Raw genomic sequence first — 12,599 nt, 5'->3', positions numbered from 1 at the left:
GCCCAGCAGCAACTGCTCACCCTGCAGGGTGTGGACACCGAGATCGCGCAGTTGCAGCACCAGCGCGGCGCCCTGCCCGAACATCAGCAGATCGCCGGGATGCTGGCCGACCGCAAGCAGCTGCTCGGCGACTACACCGAGGCCGAGACCCGGGTCAGCGACCTGCAGCGCGACCAGGCGAAGGCCGAGGCCGACCTGGAGCCGGTCCGGGCCCGCAAGGTCCGCGACCAGGAGCGGATCGACTCCGGTGCGATCACCGACCCGAAGGCGCTGCGCGGCCTGATCGACGAGGTCGAGCACCTCACCCGGCGGATCTCGGATCTGGAGGACGCCGAGCTCGAGGTGATGGAGGAACTCGAGCAGGCGACCAGCCGGTTCGGCGAGCTGCAGCAGCGGCGCGGCACCCTGGAGGATGAGATCCGGGCGCTGATGCGGACCCGGGACGGTCAGGTCGGCGAACTGGACACCAAGATCGAACACGCCGGTACCGAGCGGGCGACCATCGCCGCCAAGATCCCCGAGGCCCTGCTGGCGGCGTACGAGAAGACCCGCGCCAGCAAGGGCGGGGTCGGCGCGGCTGAACTGGTGCACGGCCGCTGCAGCGGATGCCGGCTCGACCTGAACGCCGCCGACCTGCGGGCGTACGCCGCCGCACCCGCCGATGAGGTGCTGCGCTGCGAGGAGTGCGGCCGGATCCTGGTGCGCACCGCGAACTCGGGCCTGTAGTTTCGCCCCGGTACTCCGCCCCGAACACCGAGCCTGACGAAGGAGAGCAACGATGCCCATCCGTCCTGCGCCGATTCTCCAGACCGTGCCGCCGGAACTGGCCGAGGGACTGGAGCGACTCCGGACCGAGCTGGGCGTCCCCGACGGTTTCCCACCGGAGGTGACCGCCGCGGCCGAGCGGGCCGCCGCCGCGCCGCGGCTGCCGCAGACCGATCGGACCGATCTGGAGTTCGTCACCATCGACCCGCCCGGTTCGATGGATCTGGATCAGGCGCTGTTCATCGAGCGCGACGGCAGCGGTTACCTGGTCTGGTATGCGATCGCGGACGTCGCCGCCTTCGTCGAGCCCGGCGGCCCGATCGATGCGGAGGCGCACCGCCGCGGGCAGACCTTCTATGCCCCGCACCAGCGCACCGCGCTGCATCCGCCGGAGCTGTCGGAGGATGCCGCCAGTCTGCTGGAGGACCAGGTGCGCCCGGCGCAGCTGTGGCGGTTGCCGGTCGACGAGCGCGGCCAGTGCACCGAACCGAGTGTGCAGCGGGCGCTGGTCCGCAGCCGGGCCCGGCTGACCTACGAGCAGGTGCAGGCCCAGCTCGACGACGGCACCGCCGGGGAATCGTTGCAGCTGCTCAAGGAGGTCGGGCTGTTGCGCGAACAGGTGGAGCGCGAACGCGGCGGGGTCAGCCTGAACATTCCCGAACAGGAGGTGCACGTCGCCGACGACGGCTCCTGGGTGCTGGCGTTCCGCTCCACGCTGCCGGTGGAGGGCTGGAACGCACAGATCTCGCTGCTCACCGGGATGGCGGCCGCGCAGCTGATGCTGGCCGCCAAGATCGGCATCGTCCGCACCCTGCCGCCGGCCGATGAGGGCTCGCTGCGCAAGCTCCGCACCACCGCCCGTGCGCTCGGCATCGACTGGCCGGCCGAGATGGACTATCCGGAGTTCGTGCGCAGCCTGGATCCCAGCAGGAGCAGGGATGCGGCGATGATGTACGCCTGCACGACACTGTTCCGCGGGGCCGGTTACGCGGCCTTCAACGGCACGGTGCCTGAGCAGGCGCAGCACGCCGCGCTGGCGATCGAGTACGCCCACTGCACCGCGCCGCTGCGCCGGCTGATCGACCGCTACACCGGGGAGATCTGTGTCGCGATCAGCGCGGGGGAGCCGGTACCGGAGTGGGTGACCAGCGAACTCGACGGGTTGCCCGAGACGATGGCCGCCTCGGACCGGCGGGCCAAGCAGTACGAACGCGGCATCGTCGACCTGACCGAGGCGCTGGTGCTCTCGACCCGGGTCGGGGAACAGTTCACCGGCACCGTGGTCAGCATCGACGAGGACGGGTCCAAGGGCCGCCTGGTCGTCGCCGACCCCGCCGTCGAGGCGAACGTGACGGGGAAGAAGCTGCCGCTGGGTGAGCAGGTCACCGCGACCCTGGTCAAGGCGGACGTGGCCAAGGGTGAGGTCCGCTTCGAGGTGGGCCCGGGGCAGGCTCCTCAGTCCGCCTGAGTCCCGGCGGGGGTGAAGAGTGCTGCGGTCATCCGCCGCACCCAGGTCTCGGGGTCCTCGGCGGTGTACCGCGGATCGAGTGCCCCGTTCAGCCAGAGCGTCGCAAAACCATGCACCACGGAGAATCCGACGAGCCGCACGGTGTCGATCCGCTGCTCGTCGGCGACCTGGGCGGCGCCTGAGTCGAGCCGTGCCCGGGCTGCTGCCATGGCGGCGACCAGCGCGGGATCGTCGGTGTGCACCAGGGCGGCGTCGAACATCACCGGATAGTGACCGGGGTGATCGAGGGCGAACCGGACGTAGCGAACCGCCTGCCCCGCAAAATCCTGCACACTCTCGCCGAGTGCGTCCGCCAACCGCTCGAAGCCCTGAGCGGCCAGGGCGGTGAACAGCCCGCGCCGGTCGCCGAAGTGGTGCGCCGGAGCGGCATGGGACACCCCGGCAGCGGTGGCCAGTCGGCGCAGCGTCACCCGATCCGGGCCCACCTCGGCAACCATGGCTGCGGCGTGGTCCAGCAGCTCGGCCCGCAGATTGCCATGGTGATAGCTCGTTCCCGATGGCGTCATGGCGGCAACCTAGATCGGAAACTTGACACTGGCAAGTTCGGTCGCCGACACTCAATCTAGTCAATGTCTAGATTCGGGGAGTCCGATCATGGCGCCGTTGCTCATCCTGCTCGTGACGACCGGTCTCGCCCGGTTGGTCGGCTGGCTCTGGTACGCGCCGCTGGACGGCTGGAGCGCGGCCGTGGCCCTCGGGCTGGCGGCCATGTTCCTGGTCACCGGGTCCGCCCACTTCACTCCGGCCAAGCGCCGGGGAATGGTGATGATGGTCCCGCCGGTGCTTCCGCGGCCGGAGCTGTTGGTGACCATCACCGGCATTCTCGAACTCGCCGGTGCGGTCGGCCTGCTGGTCCCGCTCACCCGCGGTCTCGCTGCGGGCTGCCTGGCGCTGCTGCTGGTGGTGATGTTCCCGGCGAACTGGCGCGCCCAGACGAAGTTCGGGCAGAGCCCGATGGTCTCGATGCCGCTGTGGGCGCGGACGCTGACCCAGGTGGTCTTCCTGGCCGCCTGTCTCGTGGTCGTCGTCGGTTGACAGTGTGGATTGGTCGCGCGGTCGGGGCCGCCCTAGAATCGTGCGGAGACGAGGCAGCCAGGCGATCGCGGCACCGATGGTGTCGAGGAAAGTCCGGACTCCACAGAGCAGGGTGGTGGGTAACGCCCACCCGGGGTGACCCGCGGGCCAGTGCCACAGAAAACAGACCGCCCCGGCGTTCGCGCCGGGGTAAGGGTGAAAAGGCGGTGTAAGAGACCACCGGCACCCCGGGTGACCGGGGTGGCCTGGTAAACCCCACCCGGAGCAAGACCAGACAGGCAGCGTTCGAGGGTTGCTCGCCCGAGCTGCCGGGTAGGTCGCACCAGGCCGTTGGTGACAACGGTCGCAGATGGATGATCGCCCTCGACAGAATCCGGCTTACCGGCTGCCTCGTCCTCCAGCTCAGGGCAGGGTGAGGATCTCCGCACCGTCGGGGTTGATCACCACGGTGTGCTCCCACTGGGCGACCCGGGAGCGGTCGGTGGTGAGCACGGTCCAGCCGTCGTCCCACATCTCCCAGTCGATGCCGCCCAGGGTGATCATCGGCTCGATGGTGAAAGTCATCCCGACCTCGATCACATCGTCGAACTGTGGCGCGTCGTAGTGCGGGATCACCAGCCCGGAATGGAATGCGGTGTGCACCCCGTGCCCGGTGTAGTCACGCACCACGCCATAGCCGAAGCGCTTGGCGTACGCCTCGATCACCCGGCCGATCACGTTCACCTGGCGGCCCGGCCTGGCCGCGCGGATGCCGCGCATCATCGCCTCGTGGGTGCGCTCCGAGAGCAGTCTCGATTCCTCGGAAACCTCACCACAGAAGAAAGTGGCGCAGTTGTCGCCGTGCACGCCGTCGAGGTGGGCGGTGAGGTCGATCTTGACCAGATCGCCGTCCTCGAGGGGCCGCTGGTCGGGGATCCCGTGGCAGATCACCTCGTTGATCGAGGTGCAGATCGCCTTCGGGAAACCGCGGTAGCCGACCGTCGAGGGATAGGCGCCGTGATCGCAGATGAACTCGTGCGCGATCGCGTCCAGCTCGTCGGTGGTCACCCCAGGGGCGACATGCCTGCCGGTCTCGGCCAGTGCCTGTGCCGCCAGCTTCCCGGCCACCCGCATCTTCTCGATGACCTCCGCCGACTGCACGTTCGGCCCGGTGTAGGGCTCCGGCCGGTCCTTGCCGACATACGGCGGACGCGGAATGCGCGCCGGGACGGGGCGGACGGGGCTCACCGGATACTGTTGCACTACGGTCACGGCAGCGATGATATGCCGTTCCACCAGCCGGCCAGCGGTCGGCGAACAGGGCCGATGAGAAGGAGCAGGATGAGCGAGCGCGAAGACCTCTGGTACTACAACCTCAAGACCCGTCAGGTCGAACACGGCGACGGCGGCCGGGCCGAGGATCGCCTTGGTCCGTACCCGACCAAGGAGGCCGCACAGAACGCGCTGGAGACGGTCCAGGAGCGCAATGAGGCCTGGGATGACGACCCGAAGTGGAACGACAAGGACGAGTGAGGCGGGGGCCCACGGCGGCTCATCTCGACACGCAGTCCCGGCTCCGCTTCGCTGCGCCGGGACTGCTACTCGATGAGCGTCACTGACCGGCGCGGAGTTGATCGATCGCCACGGCGGCGGCCTGGGCGCCGTCCGGGGCGCCGGTCGCGACGGTGACCAGCAGGCCCAGCGATTCCGGCTGCCCGGCATCGACGACGATGATGCTGACCCGCCCGGGCGTACTGCCGGTGAGCTCGTAGTCTCGACGCTGGGCCGCCCGCGCTCCCGCCACCTGGGTCGGATAGGCCTTGCCGGCCGGGGTGAGCATCCCGCTGGTCAGCGGATTCCGGGCCCGCAGGCAGGTCTCCACCGCCGGTACCGCCTCCTCGGGCGATTCGAAGACATCGTCGAGGCGCAGCGCGGCCACCACGATGGTGGCCTCGGTGGTCTCGCCGACCACGACATCGCTGGCGAACGGCACCCGCGACACCTCGCCGGGGCGCCACGCACCGGGAGTCCGGGTGGTCAGCCCGCCGCCGTGCAGCCAGCCGTTCTCCGGGTAGGTGGCCCGATGGGTGGGTTCGCCACCGGTGCAGTACGCCGGCGCTTCGATCAACCCGACCGGCTGCGCCTTCGGCGCGCCACCCCCGGCGGCCTCGGTGAACGGGGCCTCTCGGCTCAGCACGATGCCGGACACCCCGGCCACCGTGAGCACCACGACCGCTGCGGCACCGACCAGCAACCGCCCGCGACGCGGCCGCGGCGTACCCACCGGGCGGACCTGGGTGGTCCAGCCCTCACCGTCCCAGAGCCGCTGCAGGCCGGAATTGCCCGCCGGGTCCGGGTACCAGCCGGGTGCCGCCATGGCACGCTCCTCTCCGGGGCTTCGGCTCGCTCGCTCAGCCGCCGTCATCTGAGATCGTAGGCCGCAGACCCGCGCGGGGGCAGCAATTCGGCCCGGTCGGCATCAGGTCGTGACCTGTAACGCGGTTGAAACACATCAGCAGGCAGACTTGGTCCCATGGACAAGCAGACCGAGTATGTGTTGCGGGCCATCGAGGAGCGGGACATCCGCTTCATCCGGCTCTGGTTCACTGACGTCCTCGGTTTTCTGAAATCGGTGGCGATCGCGCCGGCCGAGCTGGAGGGTGCCTTCGAGGAGGGCATCGGCTTCGACGGATCGGCGATCGAGGGGTTCGCGCGGATCTACGAGTCCGACATGGTCGCCCACCCCGATCCGGCCACCTTCCAGGTGCTGCCCTGGCGCAGTCACGACGCGGGCGGTGGCACGGCGCGGATGTTCTGCGACATCACCCTGCCCGACGGCTCGCCCTCCTACGCCGACCCGCGCTATGTGCTCAAGCGGTCGCTGCAGAAGGCCGCCGACCTCGGGTTCACCGTCTACACCCATCCCGAGATCGAGTTCTTCCTGCTGGAGAAGGGAACCACGCCCAACGGCGAGCCGATCCCGGTGGACAGCTCCGGCTACTTCGACCATGTGGTCTCCAGCACCGGCAGCGATTTCCGCCGGCAGGCGATCACCACGCTGGAGCAGATGGGCATCTCGGTGGAGTTCTCCCACCACGAGACCGCGCCCGGGCAGCAGGAGATCGATCTGCGCTACGCCGATGCGCTGTCGATGGCCGACAACATCATGACCTTCCGGGTGGTGGTCAAGGAGGTCGCCGAGCAGGCCGGCATCCGGGCCTCCTTCATGCCCAAGCCGTTCAGCGACTACGCCGGTTCGGGGATGCACACCCACATGTCGCTGTTCACCGGTGACACCAACGCCTTCTACGACGCCGGTGAGGACTACCGGCTCTCCAAGACCGCCGAGCACTTCATCGCCGGCGTGCTGCGGCACTCCGAGGAGATCACCGCGGTCACCAACCAGTGGGTGAACTCCTACAAGCGGCTGGCGTTCATGGGCGGTGAGGCGCCCAGCTACGTCTGCTGGGGCCGCAACAACCGTTCCGCGCTGATCCGGGTGCCGCTCTACAAGCCCAACAAGGGTTCCTCGGCACGCTTCGAGCTGCGCTCCATCGACCCGGCCTGCAATCCCTACCTGGCGTACGCGCTGATCATCAACGCCGGACTGGCCGGGGTCGAGGGTGAATACGAACTGCCGGAGGAGGCCGAGGACGACGTCTGGTCGCTGACCGAACGGGAGCGCCAGGCGCTCGGCATCCGGCCGCTGCCGCGGAACCTGGACGAGGCGATCCGGGCGATGGAGAACTCCGAGCTCGCCATCGACACCCTGGGCGAGCACGTGCACGAGTTCTTCCTGCGCAACAAGCGCGCCGAGTTCAACGAGTACCGCGCCCAGGTCACCCCGATGGAGCTGTCGCGGTACCTGCCCCTGCTCTGACCCGACGGCACCGCTCAGAACAGCGGCAGCCAGTCCGACAGATCGGAGCGGCTGCCCGAGGCCCGCACCCTGCCGGTGCGCACCGCCTCGGCGAACTCGATCCGGCCCACGCAGAGCCGGACCAGGGTGAGCGGATCGCACTCGACGACATTGGGCGGGGTGCCGCGGGTGTGCTTCGGATCGTCCTCCCCGGTGCCGCACTGCACGGCGGCGAACGGTGGGATACGCAGCTCCACCGACTGGCCCGGGTGGCGGGTCGCGATCACATCGGCGAGGGTACGCACGGCCTCGGCGCGGCAGGCCCGCGACCAGCGCAGCGGCCCCCGGTCCGGCAGTGATTCGACCAGGTCGTCGCAGTGGGTGACCAGTTGCACGCAGAGCAGCCGCACCAGATCCAGGGTGCGCATCGGATGCTGGTCGGTCTGCACCGCGGCCGGTGCCAGGTCGTCACCCAGTCGGGCCGCCAGTTCGGTGGCATCCTGCCGGAAGCGGGTGGCCAGGCTCTCCGCCGTACCGTGCTGGGCCAACTCGACCGCCAGATCCTGCTGCCGGCGCAACCACGGGCGCAACCCGGTGAAGTAGTCGTTCAACCCCGCCGGTCGGGCCGTGGTGGGCCGGTCCAGGGCGCTCAGCGCCGCCGCCTGCATCACCACCGGATAGGCCACCAGGACACCGACGTCCCAGCCCGGGCGTACCGTCGGCCGGCCCAGGTCGTCCGGCCGGATCAGGGACAGGAAGTCCGCGAGATATCCGGCCTGTTCGACCATGCCGGCGACAGTCCGGCGCTGGTGCTGCGCTCGTGCGATGACTGCCACCCCCTCAACGTAGTCAGGCCATGTTGCCACTCGGTTGCGAACGGGCGAACTTCGAGCGTCACGGACGCCACCCCGCCGCCGCGTCGGCGCCCAGTAGCATGCCGTGGGTGAGAGTCAGTTCGCTGACCGGAGTGTTGGCCCGCCGCGGTTTCCACGATGCCGCCGCGGCCGCCGAGCGGTTGCCGCAGTGGGGATTGGCGACCGCCGATCAGGATCTGCTGGTCGATCTGGCGGCGGTCTCGGCCGATCCGGATCTGGCCGTGGAGGGTCTGGACAAGCTGCAGCGGGCCCGCCCCGGTGTGCTCGCCGAGCTCGCCGCGGAACGCGCCTGGGCCCAGCAGGTGACCGCGGTGCTGGCGGCCAGCGCCGCGCTGCAGCAGCATCTGGTCGCCCACCCCGACCAGCTGGAGGTGCTGCGTCCCCGGGCGGTACGCCGCAGCGCCGCCGACCTGCGTGCGGCGCTGCTGCGCGCGGTCGGCGCCGACCCGGAGGCCGCCGCCCCGGTCGCCGCCGACCCGGATCCCGAGTGCGCCGACCCCGGTGACCCGCTGCGGCTGGCGTACCGGGCCGAACTGCTGCGGATCACCGCCCGCGACCTACTCGCCGCCGACGGTTACGAGGCGATGGAGGACGTCGCCGCCGAACTCGCGGATCTGGCCGATGCCACCATCGAGGCGGCGCTGGCGCTGGCCCGCCAGCAGGTCGGCCCGGACGCGGAGCGGGTCCGGCTCGGCATCGTCGCGCTCGGCAAGACCGGTGCCCAGGAACTCAACTACGTCTCCGATGTGGACGTGCTCTACGTCGCCGAACCTGCCGCCGTCCCCGCTGCCGGGACCGAGGAGGGGGCGGGGGAGGAGCTGTCCGGCGACCGGGCGATCGAGGTGGCCACCCGGCTCGCCTCGGCGCTCACCCGGATCTGCTCGGCGCACACCTCGGCCGGCACCATCTGGCAGGTGGACGCGGCGCTGCGCCCCGAGGGCAAGGCCGGGCCGCTGGTGCGTACCCTCGCCAGCCACACCCAGTACTACGCGAAATGGGCGAAGAACTGGGAGTTCCAGGCGATGCTCAAGGCGCGGCCGATGGCCGGGGATCTGGAGCTGGCCGGCGAGTTCGTGGAGATGGTGCAGCCGAAGGTGTGGCGGGTCGCCGAGGCCGACAATTTCGTCGCCGAGACCCAGGCGATGCGTCGCCGGGTGATCGCCAACATCCCCAAGAGCCAGACCGACCGCGAACTCAAACTCGGCCAGGGCGGGCTGCGCGATGTGGAGTTCACCGTGCAGCTGCTGCAACTGGTGCACGGCCGCACCGACGAACGGCTGCGCACCCGCTCCACCCTGGCCGGGCTGCGGGCGCTGGTGGATCACGGCTACGTCGGCCGCTCCGATGGTGCCGAGATGGCCGAGGCGTACCGCTTCATCCGCTATCTGGAGCACCGCAGCCAGCTCTTCCGGTTGCGCCGGACCCATCTGCTGCCGACCGCCGAGGACGATCTGCGCCGCATCGGCCGACCGATCGGGCTGGCCCCCGACCAGGTCACCGAGGGCTGGCGGCGGCGGTCCCGGCGGGTGCTGACCCTGCATCGGCGGCTGTTCTACTCCCCGCTGCTGGAGGCGGTCGCCAAGATCCCCTCCGGCGAGGTGCGGCTCACCACCGACGCGGCCCGGGACCGGCTCGCCGCGCTCGGGTATGCCGATCCGCGCTCCGCGCTGGGGCACATCCAGGCACTCAGCCGCGGGATGAGCCGGCAGGCCGAGATCCAACGGCAGCTGCTGCCGGCGATGCTCGGTTGGTTCGCCGAGGGCCCCAACCCCGATCACGGGCTGCTCGCCTTCCGGCAGGTGTCCGAGGCCCTCGGCGCCACCCCCTGGTACCTGCGCGGGCTGCGCGACGAGGGTGCGATGGCCGAACGGCTGGCGCGGATCCTGTCCTCCAGCCGCTACCTGGTCGATCTGCTGACCCGCAACCCGGAGATCCTGCAGATGCTGGCCGACGAGGCCGAGCTGACCCCGCGGCCGCTGCCGGTGCTGGAGCGGGAGATGCGGCTGGTCGCCGGCCGGCGCACCGACCCGAAGGAGGCCATCGACGCCGTCCGGGGCGTACGCCGCCGCGAACTCTTCCGGATCGGGGTCGGCGATGTGCTCGGGGTGACCGAGCTGGCCGAGGTCGGGCAGGGGCTCAGCGATCTGGCCTCGGCCACCATCTCCGCGGCGCTGCGGATCGCCGGCCGGAACCGGCCGGAGCTGACCATGTCGGTGATCGCGATGGGCCGGTGGGGTGGCCACGAGCTGTCCTACTCCTCCGATGCGGATGCGATGTTCGTGGTGTCCGACGATTCGGAGGAGGCCCGGAAGACCGCCGCCGAGATCGTCACCGACCTCCGTGCACTGCTCGCCCGCCCGGGCCCCGAACCCAAGCTGGAACTGGATGTCGACCTGCGCCCCGAGGGCAAGGGCGGGCCGATGGTGCGTTCGTTGAAGTCGTACGCCGGCTACTACGGGCGCTGGTCCTCGACCTGGGAATCGCAGGCCCTGGTGCGGGCCGACCGGGGCGCGGGCAGCGACGACCTGGCCGACGAGTTGCTCACCCTGGTGGACCCGCTGCGCTGGCCCGAGGGCGGGCTGAGCCGGGAGCAGCTGTCCGAGATCCGCCGGCTGAAGGCCCGGATGGAGGGGGAGCGGCTGCCGCGCGGCGCCGATCCGAAGCGGCACCTGAAGCTCGGCCCCGGTGGCCTGTCCGATGTCGAGTGGACCGTGCAGGTGCTGCAGCTCCAGCACGCCGCCGCCCATCCGGAGCTGCGCACCACCCGGACCCTGACCGCGTTGGGTGCGGCCCGCGAGCTCGGGCTGCTGGCGGCCGAGGACGCCGACACCCTGGCCGAGGCCTGGACGATGGCCAGCCGGATCCGGGACCGGATCATGCTGGTCCGCGCCAAGGCCTCCGACTCGCTGCCCAATGACTCCCGGGAGCTGGCCGCGGTGGCCGAGCTGATGGGTTACGAGGCGGGGGAGGCCTCGCACCTGGTGGCCGACTGGATGCGCGTCGCCCGGCATGCCCGCTCGGTGGTCGACCGGGTGTTCTGGGGCGAGTAGGGCTCCCACTAGGCTCGCGAGCCATGAAGAAGACCCCCGGACCCGGCGCCGCCACCGAGGACAGCGGGGTGGTGATCCCCGCCGACGCCGAGGGGCGACGCTCCTCCAGCCGGCTCGGCCGGGAGGTGACGGCGGCGGCCCTGGATCCGGTCGATCCGGTGGGTGCCGCGGCGGCGCTGCGGGAGGTCGACTGGCGCAACGGCTATCCGGTGCACGCCCGCCGGTTGGTGGAGGCCGGGCTGGGGCGTACCCGGGATGAACTGGCGATCGCCGAGGCGGGTCTGACCGCCGTCCGGGACCGGCTGCGGATCACCACCGACTCCGGCGAGGCGCCGCTGGCCGAGGCGCTGGAGCGGCCCGCGGCCCGGCCGCTGCACACCCGCACCGTGCACGGCACCCAGGCGCCGGCCGAGGAGTTCAGTCTGCCGCACGCCGGCCGCCGGCTGACCGGGGACAAGCTGCTGGAGCGGCTGGCCGCCTGGGAGCGGTCCGGGATCCTCGAACCGTCGGCGGCCGACGCGGTCCGCGAGGTCGCCGCCCACCCGGAGTGGCTGGCGCTGCGCGGACGGCGGGTGGTGGTCCTGGGTGCCTCGGCCGAGATGGGACCGCTGCGCGCGCTGCTGTCCTGGGGTGCCGAGGTGGTGGCGGTGGACCTGCCGCGCCCGGAGTTGTGGCAGCGGCTGGAGAAGCTGGCGCGCTCCTCGGCCGGGGTGCTGATGCTGCCCGAGCAGCAGGACGGCCCCGGTGCCGACCTGCTGCAGGATCTGCCCGCGGTCGCCGACTGGCTGGGCGGGCTGGACGGGCCGCTGGTGCTCGGCAATTACGTGTACGCCGACGGGGCGGTGAACCTGCGGCTGTCCGCGGCCACCGACCTGCTCGCCACCCGGTTGACCGGGGCCCGCGACGATGTGGCACTGGCCTGGCTGGCGACCCCGACCGATGTCTTCGCGGTACCGCCCGAGGTGGTCGAGGCGTCCGCCGAGGCGTACGACCATCGCGGCCTGCGCGCGTTCCGCCCGCTGATCAAGGGGGTCAGTGGTGGCAGGTTGCTGAAGCGGAACCATCGCCCGGGTACCAGCCCGGGCATCGCGGACGCGATGATCCCGCAGCAGGGCCCCAACTACATCCTGGCGAAACGGCTGCACCGCTGGCGGGCCGCGGTGGCCCGCCGCGACGGGGTGGAGGTGTCGCTGCGGGTCGCGCCGCCGACCAAGACCCGCTCGGTGACCCGCAACCGGGCGCTCGCCGCGGCGTACGCCGGTGCGCACCATTTCGGAATCGAGGTCTTCGACCCGGCCACCTCGAACACGCTGATGGCCGCGCTCCTGGTGCACGATCTGAACACCGGCGGCTCCGCGCTGCCGGTCACCGCGGCGCCCTGGCAGCACGAGGCCGAGAAGGCGGTGCACGGGGGACTGTGGCGCGGGGCCTATGACCCGCGCAGCGCGCTGGGACTGGCGCTGGTGCTGGGCTGGGGCGCGGTACGCGGTTGAACCCGATGCCCCTGT

Annotated in this window: 11 protein-coding genes and 1 other RNA gene; 8 read left to right on the top strand and 4 right to left on the bottom strand. The window is 71.0% G+C overall.

Annotated features, from left to right (window positions below; all coding sequences use genetic code 11):
• Nucleotides 1–30 precede the first annotated feature (30 nt).
• Together C8D81_RS17905 and C8D81_RS17900 are read left to right on the top strand one after the other, a co-directional pair.
• Entirely contained in the window at nt 31–726 is a 696-nt protein-coding gene (locus C8D81_RS17905) for a zinc ribbon domain-containing protein (protein WP_094429888.1), read from the top strand.
• A 52-nt stretch (nt 727–778) separates the two neighbouring features.
• On the top strand, nt 779–2,233 hold the full coding sequence (locus C8D81_RS17900; RefSeq protein ID WP_133626523.1) for an RNB domain-containing ribonuclease: 1,455 nt from the start codon (nt 779–781) through the stop codon (nt 2,231–2,233).
• On the opposite strand, the gene C8D81_RS17895 is transcribed toward C8D81_RS17900, so the two are convergent.
• Nucleotides 2,221–2,799, bottom strand: a complete 579-nt coding sequence (locus tag C8D81_RS17895; protein WP_094428185.1) for a TetR/AcrR family transcriptional regulator — start codon at nt 2,797–2,799, stop codon at nt 2,221–2,223. The genes C8D81_RS17900 and C8D81_RS17895 overlap by 13 nt on opposite strands.
• An 88-nt stretch (nt 2,800–2,887) precedes the next feature.
• Here C8D81_RS17895 and C8D81_RS17890 point away from each other — a divergent pair, with 88 nt between their 5' ends.
• Both C8D81_RS17890 and rnpB read left to right on the top strand, forming a co-directional pair.
• Nucleotides 2,888–3,328: a DoxX family protein gene (locus C8D81_RS17890; RefSeq protein WP_133626522.1), complete on the top strand. Its 441-nt coding sequence runs from the start codon at nt 2,888–2,890 to the stop codon at nt 3,326–3,328.
• A 49-nt stretch (nt 3,329–3,377) separates the two neighbouring features.
• Nucleotides 3,378–3,725, top strand: an RNA gene (gene rnpB, locus C8D81_RS17885) — RNase P RNA component class A.
• Nucleotides 3,726–3,730: 5 nt separating this feature from the next.
• On the opposite strand, the gene map is transcribed toward rnpB, so the two are convergent.
• The gene (map, locus tag C8D81_RS17880) at nt 3,731–4,579 is read right to left on the bottom strand and encodes a type I methionyl aminopeptidase (protein WP_208109380.1); all 849 of its coding nucleotides are present in this window, start codon (nt 4,577–4,579) and stop codon (nt 3,731–3,733) included.
• Between the two features lie 69 nt (nt 4,580–4,648).
• On the opposite strand from map, the gene C8D81_RS21360 reads away from it, so the two are divergent.
• A complete protein-coding gene (locus tag C8D81_RS21360; RefSeq protein ID WP_208109379.1) occupies nt 4,649–4,840 on the top strand; it encodes a hypothetical protein in 192 nt (63 codons plus the stop codon).
• 79 nt (nt 4,841–4,919) lie between these two features.
• Here the strand turns inward: C8D81_RS21360 and C8D81_RS17875 are convergent, their stop codons facing one another.
• Nucleotides 4,920–5,684, bottom strand: a complete 765-nt coding sequence (locus C8D81_RS17875; RefSeq protein ID WP_133626520.1) for a DUF2510 domain-containing protein — start codon at nt 5,682–5,684, stop codon at nt 4,920–4,922.
• A 156-nt stretch (nt 5,685–5,840) separates the two neighbouring features.
• Between C8D81_RS17875 and glnA the strand changes: the two genes are divergently transcribed.
• Nucleotides 5,841–7,187 carry a type I glutamate--ammonia ligase gene (gene glnA / locus C8D81_RS17870; RefSeq protein WP_094356425.1) on the top strand — a complete coding sequence of 449 codons (1,347 nt, stop codon included), beginning with the start codon at nt 5,841–5,843 and terminating at the stop codon, nt 7,185–7,187.
• 14 nt (nt 7,188–7,201) lie between these two features.
• Here the strand turns inward: glnA and C8D81_RS21700 are convergent, their stop codons facing one another.
• Nucleotides 7,202–8,002 carry a sterol carrier family protein gene (locus C8D81_RS21700; RefSeq protein WP_133626519.1) on the bottom strand — a complete coding sequence of 267 codons (801 nt, stop codon included), beginning with the start codon at nt 8,000–8,002 and terminating at the stop codon, nt 7,202–7,204.
• A 98-nt stretch (nt 8,003–8,100) separates the two neighbouring features.
• Between C8D81_RS21700 and C8D81_RS17860 the strand changes: the two genes are divergently transcribed.
• The gene (locus tag C8D81_RS17860; protein WP_133626518.1) at nt 8,101–11,091 is read left to right on the top strand and encodes a bifunctional [glutamine synthetase] adenylyltransferase/[glutamine synthetase]-adenylyl-L-tyrosine phosphorylase; all 2,991 of its coding nucleotides are present in this window, start codon (nt 8,101–8,103) and stop codon (nt 11,089–11,091) included.
• A gap of 23 nt (nt 11,092–11,114) precedes the next feature.
• Nucleotides 11,115–12,584, top strand: a complete 1,470-nt coding sequence (locus C8D81_RS17855) for a hypothetical protein (protein WP_133626517.1) — start codon at nt 11,115–11,117, stop codon at nt 12,582–12,584.
• Nucleotides 12,585–12,599: the final 15 nt, after the last annotated feature.

The sequence above is a fragment of the Enemella evansiae genome (assembly GCF_004362375.1).
GTDB lineage: Bacteria > Actinomycetota > Actinomycetes > Propionibacteriales > Propionibacteriaceae > Enemella > Enemella evansiae.
Note: the sequence above shows the minus strand (reverse complement) of the source record. Positions and strands in the feature narration are given on the sequence as shown.